Below are 17,723 nucleotides of genomic sequence, written 5' to 3' on the forward strand. Positions count from 1 at the left end.
TGTCCTGGTTAGCTGCAACAATAATGGTTAATGGTAAAAGAGCCATCGGTCATTGCAAGTGCTTTAAATAGCCCATTGAGAGCGGATTGATCGTTTTGCGAGGCGGTATCCCAAATGGATGAACATATTGATTCCCAGCCTTTTATTTCGCGATCGCGTTCCAGATTACTGAGATTCCCGTAAAACAACGCCAAAAACACGTTACAATAGCCCGGTACTTCATTTTCGCGAGGCAGGAAGAACATGGATATTCACAATAAAGCACGTATTCACTGGGCATGTCGTCGCGGTATGCGCGAACTTGATATTTCCATCATGCCGTTTTTTGAACATGAGTACGATAGTTTAAGTGATGAAGAAAAGCGTATTTTTGTCCGTTTGTTGCAGAGTGACGACCCGGATTTATTTAATTGGTTAATGAATCACGGTAAACCGGCTGACGCTGAACTGGAACAGATGGTCCGACTCATTCAGACACGGAATCGGGAACGTGGTCCTGTGGCAATCTGATTTACGCGTCTCATGGCGCGCTCAGTGGATCTCATTGCTCATTCATGGGCTGGTTGCCGCGGTGATTTTATTGATGCCCTGGCCGCTGAGTTATACCCCGTTATGGATGATACTACTGTCGCTGGTCGTGTTTGACTGTGTACGTAGCCAGCGCAGGATTAATACCTGCCAGGGAGAGATCAAGCTACTCATGGACGGGCGCTTACGCTGGCAGGGGCAGGACTGGACGCTCTTGCGTCCGCCCTGGTTACTGAAGAGCGGGATGGTGTTGCGTTTACGCGCAGAGTCTGGACGTCATCAGCATTTATGGCTGGCGGCGGATAGCATGGAAGAAGCGGAATGGCGTGAGTTGCGTCGGATACTGTTACAGCAGCCGATATCAGGCCAACACTGACGGAACGGCGTAAACGCGGTTCCGTCGAGAGGGAAATACAGCGAGTAAGGTTTCAGGCGTAGTGTTCGGCCATTTCGCCGAGAATTTGTTCACACCAGGTCTGTATACGCTCATCGCTGAGATCGTACTGGTTCGTTTCATCCAGCGCCAGGCCGACAAACAGTTGCCCATCCGCAATGACCGGTTTATTGCTGGTAAATTCGTAGCCTTCTGTGGGCCAGTAGCCGACAAATTTAACGCCTTTGAGGGCAAGTTTGTCATGCAACATACCCAGCGCATCCAGGAACCACTCACCGTAGCCGAGCTGGTCGCCCATACCGTAAAGCGCAACGATTTTGCCTTCCAGATTGAGATCGTCCAGTTGCTCCCAGACGGCTTCCCAGTCCTCCTGAATTTCGCCAAAATCCCAGGTGGGGATGCCTAAAATGAGCACGTCGTACTGCTCCATTAAGGCGGGGGCGTCATCCTTAAGGTTATGTAATGTCACCAGCTCCGGGCCGAGGATATCGCGAATTTTCTCTGCGGCCATCTCGGTGTAGCACGTGCTGGAACCGTAAAAAAGACCCATGTTCATTACGTTACATCTCGATTCTGCTATAGCGTTGCGGGTAGTGTAACAGAATCGCTGCATTCACGGCACAATGAGGCATAATGCACCCAAAGTCAGCGTGAAGTGGGGAGCGCGAATGGAACAGGATTTAGCGCGTATTGAGCAGTTTCTGGATGCCCTGTGGCTGGAACGAAATCTGGCGGAAAATACATTAAGCGCGTATCGTCGCGATTTATCGATGGTCGTTGCGTGGTTGCATCATCGCGGAAAAACGCTTGCGACGGCGCAGGCTGATGATTTACAAACGCTGCTGGCTGAACGGGTGGAGGGCGGATACAAAGCGACCAGTTCCGCACGCCTGTTAAGCGCTATGCGGCGCTTCTTCCAGCATCTGTACCGTGAAAAGTATCGTGAGGATGATCCGAGCGCGCAGTTGGCCTCGCCTAAGCTTCCGCAGCGTTTACCGAAAGACCTTAGCGAGGCGCAGGTTGAGCGGCTCTTGCAGGCGCCGCTTATTGATCAACCTTTGGAGCTGCGCGATAAAGCTATGTTGGAAGTGCTGTATGCCACCGGTTTGCGCGTGTCGGAACTGGTGGGGCTGACAATGAGCGATATCAGTCTGCGGCAGGGCGTGGTGCGGGTTATCGGTAAAGGCAATAAAGAGCGGTTGGTGCCGTTAGGTGAAGAGGCGGTATATTGGCTGGAAACGTATCTGGAGCATGGGCGTCCCTGGTTACTCAATGGCGTATCGATTGACGTATTATTCCCCAGCCAGCGTGCGCAGCAGATGACGCGACAGACCTTCTGGCACCGTATTAAACATTATGCGGTACTGGCTGGAATCGATAGCGAAAAACTATCGCCGCATGTTTTACGTCACGCTTTCGCCACGCATTTGCTGAATCACGGCGCCGACTTGCGCGTTGTACAAATGCTACTTGGGCATAGCGATCTTTCGACGACACAAATTTATACGCATGTCGCAACGGAGCGTTTGCGTCAACTTCATCAACAGCACCATCCGCGGGCATGAGTGCTGACAGGAAAGGATAGTTTATGAAAAAGCGTTTTATGATGTTCACTTTACTGGCGGCGGCGTTTTCAGGCGTGGCCCATGCGGATGATGCGGCTATCCGTCAGTCGCTGGCTAAGCTGGGCGTTCAGAGTACGGAAATTCAGTCCTCGCCAGTGGCAGGGATGAAAACCGTCCTCACTCACAGCGGCGTACTGTACGTCACTGATGACGGCAAACATATTATTCAAGGGCCGATGTATGACGTGAGCGGCGCGCATCCGGTAAACGTGACGAACAAACTGCTGATGAGCCAGCTAAATGCGCTGGAAAAAGAGATGATCGTCTATAAAGCGCCGGATGAGAAACATGTCATTACTGTTTTTACCGATATCACCTGCGGCTATTGTCATAAGCTACATGAAGAGATGAAAGATTATAACGCGCTGGGGATCACGGTACGTTATCTGGCTTTTCCGCGCCAGGGGCTGGAAAGCCAGGCGGAGCAGGATATGAAATCTATCTGGTGCGCCAAAGACAAAAACAAAGCGTTTGATGACGCCATGGCAGGTAAGGGCGTGAAACCGGCAAGCTGTGACGTGAACATTGCTGATCATTATGCGTTGGGCGTGCAGTTGGGCGTTAGCGGTACGCCAGCCATTGTATTGAGTAACGGCTATGTGGTGCCTGGCTATCAGGGACCGAAAGAGATGCAAGCGTTTCTTGATGAGCATCAAAAACAGACCAGTGGTAAATAATACGCGTGAAACAACAGAGACAACTTCGTCGGCGCGAGGCTGATGAGACGGCGGAACTCCCCGCCGATCTTCCTCCATTACTACGACGTTTATATGCCAGCCGGGGCGTTCGTAGCGCCCGCGAACTGGAGCGCAGCGTGAAAGGAATGCTGCCCTGGCAACAGCTTAGCGGCATAGATAACGCGGTGGAGATTCTCTACAACGCCTTTCGCGAAGGTACCCGCATTATTGTTGTTGGCGATTTTGACGCCGACGGCGCGACCAGTACTGCGCTAAGCGTATTGGGAATGCGTGCGTTGGGATGTGACAACATCAGTTATCTGGTGCCTAATCGCTTTGAAGACGGCTACGGTTTAAGCCCGGAAGTGGTCGATCAGGCGAAGGCGCGCGGCGCGCAGCTTATCGTCACCGTAGACAACGGCATCTCATCCCACGCCGGCGTAGCGCATGCAAAGACGTTGGGGATTCCGGTGATCGTGACCGATCACCACCTGCCTGGCGACACGTTGCCGGATGCCGAAGCGATTATTAATCCCAATCTGCGCGACTGCGAATTCCCGTCTAAGTCGCTGGCGGGCGTCGGCGTGGCGTTTTACCTGATGCTGGCGTTGCGAACATTTTTGCGCGACAAAGGATGGTTCGACGAGCGCAACATTGCGCCGCCGAATTTGGCGGAGCTGCTGGATTTAGTGGCGTTGGGAACGGTAGCAGACGTTGTGCCGCTGGACGCTAACAACCGTATTCTGACCTGGCAAGGGCTAAGTCGTATTCGTGCCGGGAAATGCCGTCCGGGAATTAAAGCGTTGCTGGAGATATCGAATCGCGATCCGCAGCAGCTTGCCGCCAGTGATTTAGGCTTCGCGTTGGGGCCTCGCCTGAATGCTGCCGGCAGGCTGGATGATATGTCCGTTGGTGTGGCGTTACTGTTGTGCGATAACCTCGGCGAAGCGCGTGTTCTGGCCAGCGAGCTGGATGCGCTTAACCAGACGCGCAAAGAAATAGAGCAGGGGATGCAGGCGGAAGCGCTTATCCTGTGCGAAAAGCTTGAGCGCAGTAGTGAAACGCTTCCGGGCGGTCTGGCGATGTATCATCCTGAATGGCACCAGGGCGTGGTCGGAATTCTGGCGTCGCGCATTAAAGAGCGTTTTCACCGCCCGGTGATCGCCTTTGCGCCTGCGGGCGACGGCACGCTAAAAGGCTCAGGCCGATCGATTCAGGGGCTGCATATGCGCGATGCGCTGGAACGGCTGGATACCCTTTACCCTGATCTGATGATCAAGTTCGGCGGCCATGCGATGGCGGCGGGATTGTCGCTGGAAGAGCATAAATTCGAGCAGTTTCAGCAACGGTTTGGCGAGCTGGTGACGGAATGGCTCGATCCTGCCCTGTTGCAAGGCGAGGTGATCTCCGATGGTCCATTAAGCGCGGCGGAGATGTCTATGGAAGTGGCGCAACTGTTGCGGGATGCCGGACCGTGGGGGCAAATGTTCCCGGAACCGTTATTCGATGGTCGTTTCCGTCTGCTACAGCAGCGTCTGGTGGGCGAGCGTCACCTCAAGGTGATGGTGGAGCCTGTCGGCGGCGGCCCGCTGTTGGATGGCATCGCATTTAATATTGATACGACCTGTTGGCCGGATAACGGCGTGCGGGAGGTAGAACTGGCTTATAAACTGGACATTAACGAGTTTCGCGGCAACCGTAGTTTACAGATTATTATCGATGATATTTGGCCGCTATGATCGGGGCGATTTAACAACACTTTCGCTGTAATTAAGGGGCGAAATCCGCTAATATTTCGCCCTTATAACCGCATTTTGACAAGTCAAATAAAAGAAATCAGACCATGTTTGAAATTAACCCGGTGAATAACCGCATTCAGGACCTCACGGAACGCACCAACGTTCTTAGGGGGTATCTTTGACTACGATGCTAAGAAAGAGCGTCTGGAAGAAGTAAACGCCGAGCTGGAACAGCCGGATGTCTGGAACGAACCTGAGCGCGCGCAGGCGCTGGGAAAAGAGCGTTCATCGCTCGAAGCGATCGTCGATACGCTTGATCAAATGACTCAGGGGCTGGACGACGTTTCCGGGCTGCTGGAACTGGCGGTAGAAGCTGACGACGAAGAGACGTTTAACGAAGCCGTCGCGGAACTGAATACGCTGGAAGAGAAGCTGGCGCAGTTGGAATTCCGCCGGATGTTCTCCGGCGAGTACGATAGCGCCGATTGCTATCTCGATATTCAGGCCGGTTCCGGTGGTACTGAAGCGCAGGACTGGGCCAGCATGTTGCTGCGTATGTATCTGCGTTGGGCGGAAGCGCGCGGCTTCAAGACGGAAGTCATTGAAGAATCGGAAGGGGAAGTCGCCGGTATTAAGTCCGCGACTATCAAAATCTCCGGCGAATATGCCTATGGCTGGCTGCGCACTGAAACCGGCGTACATCGTCTGGTGCGTAAAAGCCCGTTTGACTCCGGCGGTCGCCGTCATACCTCGTTTAGCTCCGCGTTTGTGTACCCGGAAGTGGACGACGATATCGATATCGACATTAACCCGGCGGATCTGCGTATCGACGTCTATCGCGCGTCTGGCGCAGGCGGTCAGCACGTTAACCGTACGGAATCCGCCGTGCGTATCACCCATATTCCAACCGGAATCGTGACGCAGTGCCAGAACGACCGTTCGCAGCACAAAAACAAAGACCAGGCCATGAAGCAGATGAAAGCGAAGCTTTATGAACTGGAGATGCAGAAAAAGAACGCTGAAAAACAGGCGATGGAAGACACTAAGTCCGATATCGGCTGGGGAAGCCAGATTCGTTCCTATGTCCTGGACGATTCCCGCATTAAAGACCTGCGTACTGGGGTGGAAACCCGCAATACACAGGCGGTACTGGACGGTAGTCTGGATCAATTTATCGAAGCAAGTTTGAAAGCAGGGCTATGAGGAATCAACATGTCTGAACAAAACGCACAGGGCGCTGACGAGGTAGTCGATCTTAACAATGAAATGAAGGCACGTCGCGAGAAGCTGGCTGCACTGCGTGAGCAGGGTATCCCGTTCCCGAACGATTTCCGTCGTGACCGTACCTCAGACCAACTGCACGCAGAGTTTGACGCGAAAGAAGCTGAAGAACTGGAAGCGCTGAATATTGAAGTGTCCGTCGCGGGCCGTATGATGACTCGCCGTATTATGGGTAAAGCCTCTTTTGTTACCCTGCAAGACGTAGGCGGCCGCATTCAGCTGTATGTGGCGCGCGATGATCTGCCGGAAGGCGTTTACAACGAGCAGTTCAAGAAGTGGGATCTTGGCGATATCCTCGGCGCGAAAGGTAAGCTGTTCAAAACCAAAACCGGCGAGCTGTCTATCCACTGCACTGAACTGCGCCTGCTGACGAAAGCGCTGCGTCCGTTGCCGGATAAATTCCACGGCCTGCAGGACCAGGAAGCGCGCTATCGCCAGCGTTATCTGGATCTCATCTCTAACGATGAATCCCGTAACACCTTCAAAACCCGTTCGAAGATCCTGGCCGGTATTCGCCAGTTTATGGTTGCTCGCGGCTTTATGGAAGTCGAAACGCCGATGATGCAGGTGATCCCAGGCGGCGCGTCTGCCCGTCCGTTTATCACCCATCACAACGCGCTGGATCTGGACATGTACCTGCGTATCGCGCCGGAACTGTACCTCAAGCGTCTGGTGGTTGGCGGCTTCGAACGCGTATTCGAAATTAACCGTAACTTCCGTAACGAAGGCATCTCCGTGCGCCATAATCCTGAGTTCACCATGATGGAACTCTATATGGCGTATGCGGACTACAAAGACCTGATCGAGCTGACGGAGTCTCTGTTCCGTACGCTGGCGCAGGATGTTCTGGGCACCACCCAGGTTCCGTACGGTGATGAAGTGTTTGACTTCGGTAAGCCGTTCGAAAAACTGACCATGCGTGAAGCGATCAAGAAATATCGTCCGGAAACAGATATGGCTGATCTGGACAACTTCGATTCCGCGAAGGCGATTGCTGAAAGCATCGGCATTCACGTCGAGAAGAGCTGGGGTCTGGGCCGTATCGTCACCGAGATCTTTGACGAAGTCGCTGAAGCGCATCTGATTCAGCCGACCTTCATCACCGAATATCCGGCTGAAGTGTCTCCGCTGGCGCGTCGTAATGATGTGAACCCGGAAATCACTGACCGCTTCGAGTTCTTTATCGGCGGTCGTGAAATCGGCAATGGCTTTAGCGAGTTGAACGATGCGGAAGACCAGGCGCAGCGTTTCCTGGATCAGGTTAATGCAAAAGCGGCGGGCGACGACGAAGCCATGTTCTACGACGAAGACTACGTGACGGCGCTGGAACACGGTTTACCGCCGACAGCGGGTCTGGGAATTGGTATCGACCGTATGGTGATGCTGTTTACTAACAGCCACACGATTCGCGACGTTATTCTGTTCCCGGCGATGCGTCCGGTGAAATAAGATGTAAATTGCCGGATGGGGCATTAGCCGCCATCCGGCATCTCTTCGTTCAGACGTAGCGCCATCAGGCAATTTTTAACGCTGGCAGTAATTGAGCAGTCGTTCACGCGCTTGTTCGTCTGACGCTTGCATGACCATCCACGGGCTAAATGCCCACGGCGTAGCGAGAAGGCTTTTCCATACGCTTTTAAATTCGCTCCACTGATAGTCCATCACCTCTTCGCTGTTAACCTGTAACACACTGGTTGCCCGCGCGGCAAATACCGGACAGACTTCATTTTCCACAATACCGTTTGGATCTGTCGCCCGATAGCTGAAGTGCGGATAGACGGGGGTGAGATCGGTAATTTCCACGCCGAGTTCGAACCGACAACGGCGGATGATCGCCTCTTCGGTGGTTTCGTCTTGTTGCGGATGACCGCAAACCGAATTCGTCCACACGCCTGGCCAGGCTTTCTTGCTCAGCGACCGTCGTGTTACCAGCAACTGACCATCTTCGTTAAATAGCCAGCAGGAGAAAGCCAGATGCAAAGGCGTATTAAGCGTATGAGCCGCATACTTTTCCAGTGTGCCGGAAGGCTTATCCTGCTCATCCAATAAAACGACATGTTCCTCAGTCATGAAAGCTCCTGAAAATTAAAATGACCCGGCAGCATGGCCAGGCCATATACTCAGACGATCAGCGTAGCGCATAACAGAAAGAAAGGCATTACCAAAACAGGCCCTGACAGAACGCAGACGAGCACCATTGTGCCGTGAGTCGATATTATGCTGGCATATCGGATATTCGCGGCATCATCATCCGCGCGGACCCTTTCCGGCGTCAATGGATTGGGCATACGGCATTTGGCTGCTATCATAAGGCGTCTGTCAATAGAGTGAGGAATGGTTTTGAGCGCAGGACGCCTGAACAAAAATAGCCTGGGTATTGCGGTGCTGTTATGCACAGGGCTGCTGCTGGCGGGGTGTTCCAGTAATTCCGGCTCAGGAACGTATTCCGGCTCCGTCTATACCGTTAAGCGCGGCGATACGTTGTATCGTATATCGCGCGCTACGGGAACCAGCGTGAAAGAACTGGCCCGACTGAATGGCATTTCTCCGCCTTATACTATTGAGGTGGGGCAGCGAATTAAAGTGCGCGGCAGCGCAAAGAGTAGCAGTTCAACACGCAAAACCAGCAATAAAACAGCAACAAAAACTGCTGCGGTCAGACCGTCATCTTCGGTGCCAAAATCCTCCTGGCCGCCGGTGGGGCAGCGTTGTTGGGTATGGCCTGCTAACGGTAAAGTGATTTTACCTTATTCCACCGCGGAGGGCGGAAATAAGGGGATCGATATTGCGGGCGCGCGCGGAACGCCTGTTTATGCGGCGGGAGCGGGTAAAGTTGTCTATGTCGGGAACCAGCTGCGCGGTTACGGCAATCTCATCATGATTAAGCACAATGAAGATTACATTACGGCTTACGCTCATAATGACACCATGCTGGTTAATAATGGACAAAGCGTTAAAGCGGGGCAAAAAATCGCTACGATGGGCAGCACGGATGCCGCATCCGTAAGACTACACTTCCAGATTCGCTACCGGGCGACGGCCATCGATCCGCTGCGTTATCTGCCGCCGCAGGGGAGTAAACCGAAGTGCTGACGGCGAATTAATCGCCAGTCAGCCAGTAAGTCTCTTGCCAACCAGAGCGTAAGGTTTATAATGCCTTACGCATCTCAAAGCGGGCGTAGTTCAATGGTAGAACGAGAGCTTCCCAAGCTCTATACGAGGGTTCGATTCCCTTCGCCCGCTCCAGACAAATATCTTCTAGTATTTACTAAATCCACGAATTTACAGCAATTTTCCGTGTCGGCCCCACAGTACACAGGGTTTCAATACCTATGTCGGACGGCTATTATCAGCTGGCGACTCCGGTAATGACTTTATCATTCAGCCCGCAGCACAACGATGCCCGGTCTGGAATGCATGTATTCCATAAACGGTGTGTCCACCACTTTTCTGTTTGCGGCCAATGAGGAGGCGTTCCTGAACCACACCTGTTCATCATGGCGAACTACGATACCCACATGTGAAACGTCCAGCCCGTCAAGCGGGGAGTAGACACCGATATAATCCCCGTTTTTTAGGTGGTTCATGACCTGCTGGTTGATGGCTCTTCCGGGAATGTAATTTATTTTACGAGGATGGATGCCCAGACCAGGAATGTACTCGCCGCCATCAGGTTTATGGTTAAGCTGCTTGTCAACAACGACATAATCAGGGCTGATATCCGGCGTTACATCCCGTGCATTACGCGGTGCTGCGGCGAACCAGTCAGAGAAGAAGTGCCGGCGGCTGAGATAAGCAACTTTGCCCGCGGCGTAGCGAGTCCTGGCAAGATTATGCAGAAACGATTTCTGATTATCGCTGCGGGCCAGGGCTTCAACGTAATCAGCCAGGGTAAAGCAGTCCACGCCGTTGAAATTCGCTACAAGGACTTCGGGGATGCCGGGCCCACCGATGAGCGTATCCGCCTGATAAGGTGTTCCGAGAAAAGCAGACGATACGCGGCTGATAACTTCTCCATGGTTTTCGCCTTTATAAGGAATGACATCCGACTGGATAATCCGGCTTATTTTTTCTGCCGTAACGCTGTCCATGCTGGTCTGATATTTTTCTGTGCCAGGGACGGCACAGGCCGTCAGATGCGCCGACATAAGCAAAATTGTCCATGCATTTACCTTCATTATCATCTCCGGAAAGGTTCAAATCCCTTTTTTACCTTTACCGGAAATGGTTGTGATGGATACAGAAAAACGCCAGAGGTTGATTACAGGTTGAGTAATATGAACGCTGATGATGATAAATGTGAAGATCATCATACGACTTTATTCGCCGTTGTTTTTTGCCTGATCGTCAAAGCCAACATGCCCCTTCAGGCTGGCTTATAAGTCAGAGTGTAGATTGCGACGTGTCCGATCAGCGATTCTGACGCGTCCACCTCGGTGTGGCGGTCGTCGCTGACGATCACTTTGACATGGAGAATTTTGTACTCACTGAATGTTCGAACCGGACCACCTCCCAAGAGGTGAAGGAATAGTCCATCAGACGGATTTCCTGTCGCGCGGTCTCAATTATCTTAAGAACAAGCTGGAGATCTGTACCTTCCGGATAAAATCCTGCCTCAATGATGGCTGCGTAAGTATGCGGTACTGGCGCACACCGAGCCAGACCGAGCAAACCGGGCAGAAGCCATGGGCACATATGTTTTTTATGCATTGTTTGCATGGTATTTCCTTCATTGGATGTATTCAGAAATGCCGGAGTCGGACAAGGATGCCCTGCGGAGTGCGCGTCATGTGACTGGATTATTTTTTCCTGTATATCTCTTTGACATATACATCGCCTCTACTCATAATGGATATACTCGTTGTATATCCAGAAAGGAGGCAGTTATGCACACAACACTTTTTTTTAGTAACCGGACCCAGGCAGTCAGATTGCCTAAATCGATATCCTTTCCGGATGATGTGAAACATGTCGAAATCATTGCGGTTGGCAGAAGCAGAATCATTACTCCAGTCGGAGAATCCTGGGACAGCTGGTTCGATGGCGAAGGCGCCAGTACTGATTTTATGAGTACCAGAGAACAACCCGCAGTACAGGAACGGGAAGGATTCTGATGCTGAAATTCATGCTTGATACCAATACCTGTATTTTCACCATCAAAAATAAGCCCGAACACATCAGAGAACGCTTCAACCTCAATACATCCCGAATGTGTATCAGCTCCATCACCTTAATGGAGCTGATTTACGGTGCTGAAAAAAGCCTGGCGCCGGAGCGTAATCTTGCCGTCGTGGAGGGATTTATCTCCCGCCTTGAGGTTCTGGATTACGATACACAGGCAGCGATACATACCGGTCAAATCCGTGCCGAACTGGCCCGCAAGGGAACACCTGTCGGGCCTTATGACCAGATGATTGCTGGCCATGCCCGTAGCCGCGGACTGGTCGTCGTCACAAACAATCTCCGCGAGTTTGAACGCATTCCGGGTATCCGAATCGAAGACTGGTGCTAATTTCTGCATCAGATGTTATCCCCGGATTCAAACTCTTTTCCGGATTTAGTGGCACAGTCAATTTGGTTACCTGCTTAATGGTGGTTTGCATCACATTTTTAGCTGGTGGTATTTTTTTATGTTGACTGGAGATATCTGCCAACAGCATAACTTTTACGGCCAGATAATAAATAAAAGAGTACCAAAATGTCGTATTCTGACATGTTTACGAAGGGAGTACCGCTCCCTTCTTTTTTTGTTTCCTGGATACTCACTGAACAATGCCGTTACTGCCCGATAACTGCCGCCCCCCCCTCTCCATAGCCGTTTCCTGCAACTTAAATCACAGACGTTGATTTACCAGGCCGATATGCCTTCTTTCCCGTTATATACCCTTCATACTTCAAGGTGCTTATGTGTTGGCAACGGATTACTCGGTCCATCCATGGGCCTCGCCCTGACGGGCCGTCGCACGCGACGTTCAAATCTGCTCCCAGCAGATTTGTTGCTCTCCCCGGTCACAGCGTTATCTATGCTCCCGGGGACTCACTCCCTTGCCGCCTTTCAGCAACTCAAATTATTTTTGGTATATATCAGTGAACTTCTATTTTTGTCAGTTTTTATTTTCCAGTTTATTTATTATTAAATACTGTTTCTGGCCTGGATATATTTTCGTGAATAGCCTCCCGACAGCCGGAGATAAAGGTATTTGCTGGCGTAACAGCGCTCATAAATTAAAAGATTTATTTATAGTTTGTTATCACGGAAAGATTTTAACTTAATACATGCCAGTAAGGCATCAGGTAAAAATAACCGGAGAGAAGAAGATGAACAAAATGCTATTAGCCGGAAGTGCCGGTATTGTTCTGCTGTCTGCTGCAGCCAGTCCGGTATGGGCAGACGATAATGCCAGTACATTTTCACTTGGATACGCCCAGTCCCATACTAATCACGCCGGGACGTTGCGTGGGGTACGGCTGGCAAACAACTATGAAATGTCACCGGACTGGGGGCTGACAACCTCATTTGCATGGCTAAATGGAAGCCAGCGCTATTCCGATGAAAGCAGTAATGGTCGTGTAACAACCCGTTATTACTCCCTGCTTGCAGGCCCCTCATGGAAAATAAATAACCAGTTAAGTCTGTATAGTCAAGTGGGCCCCGTATTATTGCATCAGCGTGATCACGGGATAAATGAGTCTGACAGTAAGGTCGGATATGGTTATTCTGCTGGCGTGGCTTATACCCCGGTCAGTAGTGTCGCTATAACTCTGGGTTATGAGGGAGCGGATTTTGATGCTACCCATAACAGCGGAAGCCTTAATAGCAATGGTTTTAATCTTGGCGTGGGTTACCGGTTCTGAATAGGATAATCCGATAAAAAATGTTACTTTGTGGAGATGATGGATTATGAAAAGCCATATTATGCCAGGCGTTGCGCTGATGGTTATCCTGTTTTCAGGAAATATTATGGCCGCAACAAACATGACTGATAACGTTACTCTGAATAATGACAAGATATCCGGACAGGCCTGGCAGGCCATGCGTGATATCGGAATGTCGCGATTCGAGTTGTTTAATGGTCGCACCCAAAAGGCGGAACAACTGGCTGCGCAAGCAGAAAAACTCCTGAACGATGACAGCACTGACTGGAATCTGTATGTCAAATCAGATAAAAAAGCCCCAGTTGAAGGAGACCACTATATTCGGATAAATTCATCGATTACGGTAGCAGAAGATTATCTCCCTGCGGGCCAGAAAAATGATGCTATTAATAAAGCAAACCAGAAAATGAAAGAAGGAGATAAAAAAGGAACTATAGAGGCCCTGAAACTAGCAGGCGTCAGTGTTATTGAAAATCAGGAACTCATTCCTCTTCAGCAAACCCGTAAGGATGTGACCACAGCGCTTTCCTTGATGAACGAAGGAAAATACTATCAGGCAGGTCTGTTACTGAAATCAGCTCAGGATGGCATAGTTGTAGACTCTCAGTCAGTTCAGGAATCACCCACGCACTCCGTGCAGCACGACGCCGCGCATTAATATCCCCCAGCCTGCTGTATACATTACAGCAGGCAGCATTATGTCTGACAGCTATTACCAGTTTGTTCTTTGCTGTCGGCATTGTTTTTAAATTTCATCCGCGAAGTTCAGAAATGTCAGGGTACCTGCATTTATATCTATTGTGATGCCCATCACAAATACAGAAGAATATCATTTCATTTATTATTTTTTATTCCTTCCACTTATGATGGTTCATAATGATTTATTAAGTTAATGTTTTGGAATTAAATGCCTTTTACTTGCGTTATATCCAGTTTTTTATGCTGCCAGTAATTTCATTGTTATATATGATTAGTATTATGTTTTGTAAATATCCAGTGTAATGGAAAAGCAAAACATACATTCCCGATAACATATTACAAAATATTTCATGTCCGCTGCGAATATCTGTCTGTTAGGTATTCACCCGCTTATAATTACATTAAAAAGTATTTCTTTGATGATTATTCTTAAATTACGATCATATTCATCGATCGTATCGATCTATTTTTATTGTTTTAATTTGAATAAGAATTTTCTTACAACTGATTAGGCATTAGCTGAAATCAATATTTTTCGATGGAAAGTTCAGGTGCTTCGTTTAACACCAGGCGTTTATTATTCATACGAATCTTTTCTGAACGCTTTCATTAATACCCTCAGAGTTGTTTTCAGCCTTTGCAAAATAATTCTCATTCACCCAAAGGACATATTATCTATGCGTAATAAAATAATACTTGCCATGGCGGCTGCCGGTATGATGTATGGCGCTTCTGTATATGCAGTCGATCCACCCACAGCAGGCCCGTTCGGCTCAGGTAAAATTACCTTCACTGGCACCATCACCAACTCCCCCTGTGATATCGCGCCGGGTGACGATGCGATCACCGTTCCGTTTGGACAGATTTCTTACCGTAAACTGAATACCGCCGACGCAACTACGGAATCAAAACCGTTCACCATTCATCTACAGAACTGTGCTTTCGATCCGAATACCCCGGACACAGCTGGCTCCGCAGGGAAAATGTCCAAAGTAACCGTATCTTTCTCTGGCGCAGCGAATACCAGCAAAAAGGCTTACACCACCAGCGGTATCGCACAGCATGTTGGTGTCCAGCTACTGAAGAGTGACAACGCCACAATTATCGAGCCCAACACCCCGATGCCGGATGGCGACGCTCAGCAACTGCAGGCCGGAAACAACGAACTCAACTTCTTTGCCCGACTAATAGCACTGGATAATGGCGTCACTCCCGGTGACTTCAACGCATCCGTCACCTACACCCTGAAATACCTGTGATTTCACGCGGTAAATAACGACAGGGAGAAGCCGTCCACGGAGGGGATCGGACGGCTTTTATATCTGACTGTGCCTGCGGGCTGTCTGTTACACGGACGACAACACGAAAGCGCCATGCCATGAAAATTACCCGGCTTGCCATTCTGATTACCCTGACATTTTCCGTCCTGAAGTCGCAGGCCACGGAGTTCAATGCCAGCCTGCTGGACAGCGGGAACCTGTCTAACGTGGACCTCACGGCCTTCAGCCGCGAGGGGTATGTGGCGCCCGGTAACTATATTCTCGATATCTGGCTCAATGACCAGCCGGTACGGGAACAGTATCCGGTCAGGGTTGTACCGGTTGCCGGACTCGACGCGGCCGTCATCTGTGTGACAACAGACATGGTGGCCATGCTGGGTCTTAAGGATAAGATTATTCATGGCCTGAAACCCGTTACCGGTATCCCGGACGGGCAATGCCTTGAGCTGCGCTCCGCTGACAGTCAGGTACGGTACAGCGCTGAAAATCAGCGTCTGACCTTCATTATTCCCCAGGCCTGGATGCGTTATCAGGACCCGGACTGGGTGCCCCCTTCACGCTGGAGCGACGGCGTCACCGCCGGCCTGCTTGATTACAGCCTGATGGTCAACCGCTATATGCCGCAGCAGGGGGAAACCTCTACCAGCTACAGCCTCTACGGCACCGCCGGGTTTAATCTCGGCGCCTGGCGATTGCGGAGCGATTACCAGTACAGCCGTTTTGACAGTGGGCAGGGTGCATCACAGTCCGATTTTTATCTGCCGCAGACGTATCTGTTCCGTGCCTTGCCAGCACTGCGCTCAAAACTGACGCTCGGACAGACGTACCTCAGCTCCGCTATTTTTGACTCCTTCCGCTTTGCCGGGCTCACTTTGGCCAGCGATGAGCGCATGCTGCCGCCCTCTCTTCAGGGGTATGCCCCGAAAATTAGCGGCATTGCGAACAGTAATGCACAGGTCACCGTCAGCCAGAATGGTCGCATTCTGTACCAGACCCGGGTGTCGCCGGGGCCTTTTGAGCTTCCCGACCTGAGCCAGAATATCAGCGGCAACCTGGATGTCAGCGTCCGGGAAAGCGACGGTAGCGTCCGGACCTGGCAGGTCAACACGGCCAGCGTCCCCTTTATGGCACGCCAGGGACAGGTTCGCTATAAGGTGGCCGCCGGACGTCCGCTGTACGGCGGGACGCATAACAACAGCACGGTCAGCCCTGACTTTCTGCTCGGGGAGGCCACCTGGGGAGCATTTAACAACACGTCGCTGTATGGCGGCCTCATTGCCTCCACCGGCGACTACCAGTCCGCGGCGCTCGGGATCGGCCAGAATATGGGGCTGTTGGGCGCTCTGTCTGCGGACGTCACCCGCTCAGATGCGCGGTTGCCGCATGGGCAGAAGCAGTCCGGTTACAGCTACCGTATCAACTATGCCAAAACGTTTGATAAAACCGGCAGTACCCTGGCGTTCGTCGGATACCGCTTCTCGGACCGCCATTTTCTGTCCATGCCGGAGTACCTGCAGCGTCGGACCACTGACGGCGGCGATGCATGGCATGAAAAACAGAGCTACACCGTGACTTATAGCCAGTCCGTTCCGGTACTCAACATGAGCGCGGCCCTCTCGGTAAGCCGGCTCAATTACTGGAACGCACAGTCCAACAATAACTACATGCTCAGCCTCAACAAGGTGTTCAGTCTCGGCGACCTTCAGGGACTCTCGGCCTCGGTGTCGTTTGCCCGTAACCAGTACACCGGCGGGGGTAGCCAGAACCAGGTCTACGCCACCATCAGTATCCCGTGGGGAGACAGTCGCCAGGTGAGTTACAGCGTACAGAAAGATAACCGGGGCGGCCTGCAGCAGACCGTGAATTACAGCGATTTCCATAACCCGGACACTACATGGAACATCAGCGCCGGTCATAACCGTTATGACACCGGCAGCAACAGCAGCTTCAGCGGCAGCGTGCAGAGCCGTCTGCCGTGGGGCCAGGCGGCAGCGGACGCCACCCTGCAGCCCGGACAGTACCGCAGCCTGGGCCTGAGCTGGTACGGCTCGGTGACTGCCACCGCCCACGGTGCCGCTTTCAGCCAGTCGATGGCCGGGAATGAGCCCCGCATGATGATAGATACCGGAGACGTGGCCGGTGTGCCGGTGAACGGCAACAGCGGGGTGACCAACCGCTTCGGGGTGGGCGTGGTGAGCGCCGGCAGCAGCTATCGCCGCAGCGATATTTCGGTTGATGTGGCCGCCCTGCCGGAGGACGTGGACGTCAGCAGCTCCGTCATCAGTCAGGTACTGACGGAGGGCGCGGTGGGCTACCGGAAGATTGACGCCAGCCAGGGGGAGCAGGTGCTCGGTCATATCCGGCTGGCTGATGGCGCAAGTCCGCCGTTTGGCGCCCTGGTGGTGTCCGGGAAAACCGGCAGAACCGCGGGGATGGTCGGAGATGGCGGTCTGGCCTACCTGACAGGTCTCAGCGGGGAAGACCGCCGGACCCTGAATGTGTCCTGGGATGGCCGGGTGCAGTGCAGACTCACCCTGCCGGAAACGGTGACACTCAGCCGGGGGCCGCTGTTACTGCCCTGCAGATAAAAATATCCCTGTCACAGAGCAGGTCTAAAGGAGAAA

At 51.9% G+C, this 17,723-nt stretch carries 18 protein-coding genes and 1 tRNA gene; 15 read left to right on the forward strand and 4 right to left on the reverse strand.

Going from position 1 to position 17,723, the window contains the following annotated elements; translation table 11 throughout:
* The first annotated feature begins 243 nt into the window (after positions 1-243).
* Positions 244-510 (forward strand): FAD assembly factor SdhE, encoded by a 267-nt coding sequence (sdhE, locus tag J4613_RS13545; protein ID WP_000351186.1) that lies wholly within the window; start codon positions 244-246, stop codon positions 508-510.
* Entirely contained in the window at positions 491-904 is a 414-nt protein-coding gene (locus J4613_RS13550; RefSeq protein ID WP_000244756.1) for a protein YgfX, read from the forward strand. Before sdhE ends, J4613_RS13550 begins: the two co-directional genes overlap by 20 nt.
* Before the next feature lie 52 nt (positions 905-956).
* Here J4613_RS13550 and fldB read toward each other — a convergent pair whose 3' ends face one another.
* The gene (gene fldB / locus J4613_RS13555) at positions 957-1,478 is read right to left on the reverse strand and encodes a flavodoxin FldB (protein ID WP_001055885.1); all 522 of its coding nucleotides are present in this window, start codon (positions 1,476-1,478) and stop codon (positions 957-959) included.
* 112 nt (positions 1,479-1,590) lie between these two features.
* On the opposite strand from fldB, the gene xerD reads away from it, so the two are divergent.
* The 5 genes from xerD to lysS all read left to right on the forward strand — a co-directional run bounded on the left by xerD (position 1,591) and on the right by lysS (position 7,693).
* The gene (xerD, locus tag J4613_RS13560) at positions 1,591-2,487 is read left to right on the forward strand and encodes a site-specific tyrosine recombinase XerD (protein WP_000434302.1); all 897 of its coding nucleotides are present in this window, start codon (positions 1,591-1,593) and stop codon (positions 2,485-2,487) included.
* Positions 2,488-2,510: 23 nt separating this feature from the next.
* Complete coding sequence (dsbC, locus tag J4613_RS13565; RefSeq protein ID WP_000745621.1) at positions 2,511-3,224, forward strand: bifunctional protein-disulfide isomerase/oxidoreductase DsbC; 714 nt, start codon at positions 2,511-2,513, stop codon at positions 3,222-3,224.
* A gap of 5 nt (positions 3,225-3,229) precedes the next feature.
* The gene (recJ, locus tag J4613_RS13570; RefSeq protein ID WP_000813394.1) at positions 3,230-4,963 is read left to right on the forward strand and encodes a single-stranded-DNA-specific exonuclease RecJ; all 1,734 of its coding nucleotides are present in this window, start codon (positions 3,230-3,232) and stop codon (positions 4,961-4,963) included.
* Positions 4,964-5,067: 104 nt separating this feature from the next.
* Positions 5,068-6,166, forward strand: a protein-coding gene (gene prfB, locus J4613_RS13575; protein ID WP_010989230.1) for a peptide chain release factor 2 whose coding sequence is annotated in 2 segments (ribosomal slippage) — positions 5,068-5,142 and positions 5,144-6,166 — 1,098 coding nt in all. Because the reading frame shifts where the segments join, the coding sequence is not laid out codon by codon here.
* Between the two features lie 9 nt (positions 6,167-6,175).
* Positions 6,176-7,693: a lysine--tRNA ligase gene (gene lysS / locus J4613_RS13580; RefSeq protein WP_000003339.1), complete on the forward strand. Its 1,518-nt coding sequence runs from the start codon at positions 6,176-6,178 to the stop codon at positions 7,691-7,693.
* 75 nt (positions 7,694-7,768) lie between these two features.
* On the opposite strand, the gene idi is transcribed toward lysS, so the two are convergent.
* On the reverse strand, positions 7,769-8,314 hold the full coding sequence (gene idi, locus J4613_RS13585; RefSeq protein WP_000133986.1) for an isopentenyl-diphosphate Delta-isomerase: 546 nt from the start codon (positions 8,312-8,314) through the stop codon (positions 7,769-7,771).
* 264 nt (positions 8,315-8,578) lie between these two features.
* Between idi and actS the strand changes: the two genes are divergently transcribed.
* Both actS and J4613_RS13595 read left to right on the forward strand, forming a co-directional pair.
* Positions 8,579-9,337, forward strand: coding sequence for an amidase activator ActS (actS, locus tag J4613_RS13590; RefSeq protein WP_000244328.1), 759 nt, complete (start codon positions 8,579-8,581; stop codon positions 9,335-9,337).
* A 79-nt stretch (positions 9,338-9,416) separates the two neighbouring features.
* Positions 9,417-9,490: transfer RNA gene (locus tag J4613_RS13595), tRNA-Gly, on the forward strand.
* A gap of 131 nt (positions 9,491-9,621) precedes the next feature.
* Here J4613_RS13595 and J4613_RS13600 read toward each other — a convergent pair.
* Together J4613_RS13600 and J4613_RS13605 are read right to left on the reverse strand one after the other, a co-directional pair.
* A complete protein-coding gene (locus tag J4613_RS13600) occupies positions 9,622-10,428 on the reverse strand; it encodes a DUF1460 domain-containing protein (protein ID WP_010989071.1) in 807 nt (268 codons plus the stop codon).
* Positions 10,429-10,702: 274 nt separating this feature from the next.
* Complete coding sequence (locus tag J4613_RS13605) at positions 10,703-10,954, reverse strand: hypothetical protein (RefSeq protein ID WP_001540858.1); 252 nt, start codon at positions 10,952-10,954, stop codon at positions 10,703-10,705.
* A 176-nt stretch (positions 10,955-11,130) separates the two neighbouring features.
* Between J4613_RS13605 and vapB the strand changes: the two genes are divergently transcribed.
* From vapB to stdB, 6 genes are all read left to right on the forward strand, one after another.
* A complete protein-coding gene (gene vapB / locus J4613_RS13610; RefSeq protein WP_000557545.1) occupies positions 11,131-11,358 on the forward strand; it encodes a toxin-antitoxin system antitoxin VapB in 228 nt (75 codons plus the stop codon).
* On the forward strand, positions 11,358-11,756 hold the full coding sequence (gene vapC / locus J4613_RS13615) for a tRNA(fMet)-specific endonuclease VapC (protein WP_000911337.1): 399 nt from the start codon (positions 11,358-11,360) through the stop codon (positions 11,754-11,756). The genes vapB and vapC overlap by 1 nt, the downstream gene beginning before the upstream one ends.
* 806 nt (positions 11,757-12,562) lie before the next feature.
* Positions 12,563-13,099 (forward strand): STM3031 family outer membrane protein, encoded by a 537-nt coding sequence (locus tag J4613_RS13620; RefSeq protein WP_001038502.1) that lies wholly within the window; start codon positions 12,563-12,565, stop codon positions 13,097-13,099.
* Positions 13,100-13,145: 46 nt separating this feature from the next.
* Entirely contained in the window at positions 13,146-13,778 is a 633-nt protein-coding gene (locus tag J4613_RS13625; RefSeq protein ID WP_000835265.1) for a YfdX family protein, read from the forward strand.
* A 718-nt stretch (positions 13,779-14,496) separates the two neighbouring features.
* The gene (locus J4613_RS13630; protein ID WP_001244652.1) at positions 14,497-15,078 is read left to right on the forward strand and encodes a fimbrial protein; all 582 of its coding nucleotides are present in this window, start codon (positions 14,497-14,499) and stop codon (positions 15,076-15,078) included.
* A 119-nt stretch (positions 15,079-15,197) separates the two neighbouring features.
* Positions 15,198-17,687, forward strand: coding sequence for a fimbrial outer membrane usher protein StdB (gene stdB / locus J4613_RS13635; protein WP_000705485.1), 2,490 nt, complete (start codon positions 15,198-15,200; stop codon positions 17,685-17,687).
* Positions 17,688-17,723 lie beyond the last annotated feature (36 nt).

The organism is Salmonella sp. 32020114201800008SM, from assembly GCF_017572025.1.
Classification (GTDB): domain Bacteria; phylum Pseudomonadota; class Gammaproteobacteria; order Enterobacterales; family Enterobacteriaceae; genus Salmonella; species Salmonella enterica.

What these genes read in the sequence shown, in the direction of transcription:
- idi (WP_000133986.1), bottom strand. Translation starts at nt 8,314, where the DNA reads ATGACTGAGGAACATGTCGTTTTATTGGATGAGCAGGATAAGCCTTCC.
- sdhE (WP_000351186.1), top strand. Translation starts at nt 244, where the DNA reads ATGGATATTCACAATAAAGCACGTATTCACTGGGCATGTCGTCGCGGT.
- lysS (WP_000003339.1), top strand. Translation starts at nt 6,176, where the DNA reads ATGTCTGAACAAAACGCACAGGGCGCTGACGAGGTAGTCGATCTTAAC.
- xerD (WP_000434302.1), top strand. Translation starts at nt 1,591, where the DNA reads ATGGAACAGGATTTAGCGCGTATTGAGCAGTTTCTGGATGCCCTGTGG.
- stdB (WP_000705485.1), top strand. Translation starts at nt 15,198, where the DNA reads ATGAAAATTACCCGGCTTGCCATTCTGATTACCCTGACATTTTCCGTC.
- J4613_RS13620 (WP_001038502.1), top strand. Translation starts at nt 12,563, where the DNA reads ATGAACAAAATGCTATTAGCCGGAAGTGCCGGTATTGTTCTGCTGTCT.
- vapB (WP_000557545.1), top strand. Translation starts at nt 11,131, where the DNA reads ATGCACACAACACTTTTTTTTAGTAACCGGACCCAGGCAGTCAGATTG.
- vapC (WP_000911337.1), top strand. Translation starts at nt 11,358, where the DNA reads ATGCTGAAATTCATGCTTGATACCAATACCTGTATTTTCACCATCAAA.
- actS (WP_000244328.1), top strand. Translation starts at nt 8,579, where the DNA reads ATGGTTTTGAGCGCAGGACGCCTGAACAAAAATAGCCTGGGTATTGCG.
- fldB (WP_001055885.1), bottom strand. Translation starts at nt 1,478, where the DNA reads ATGAACATGGGTCTTTTTTACGGTTCCAGCACGTGCTACACCGAGATG.
- J4613_RS13630 (WP_001244652.1), top strand. Translation starts at nt 14,497, where the DNA reads ATGCGTAATAAAATAATACTTGCCATGGCGGCTGCCGGTATGATGTAT.
- J4613_RS13625 (WP_000835265.1), top strand. Translation starts at nt 13,146, where the DNA reads ATGAAAAGCCATATTATGCCAGGCGTTGCGCTGATGGTTATCCTGTTT.
- J4613_RS13605 (WP_001540858.1), bottom strand. Translation starts at nt 10,954, where the DNA reads ATGCATAAAAAACATATGTGCCCATGGCTTCTGCCCGGTTTGCTCGGT.
- dsbC (WP_000745621.1), top strand. Translation starts at nt 2,511, where the DNA reads ATGAAAAAGCGTTTTATGATGTTCACTTTACTGGCGGCGGCGTTTTCA.
- J4613_RS13600 (WP_010989071.1), bottom strand. Translation starts at nt 10,428, where the DNA reads ATGATAATGAAGGTAAATGCATGGACAATTTTGCTTATGTCGGCGCAT.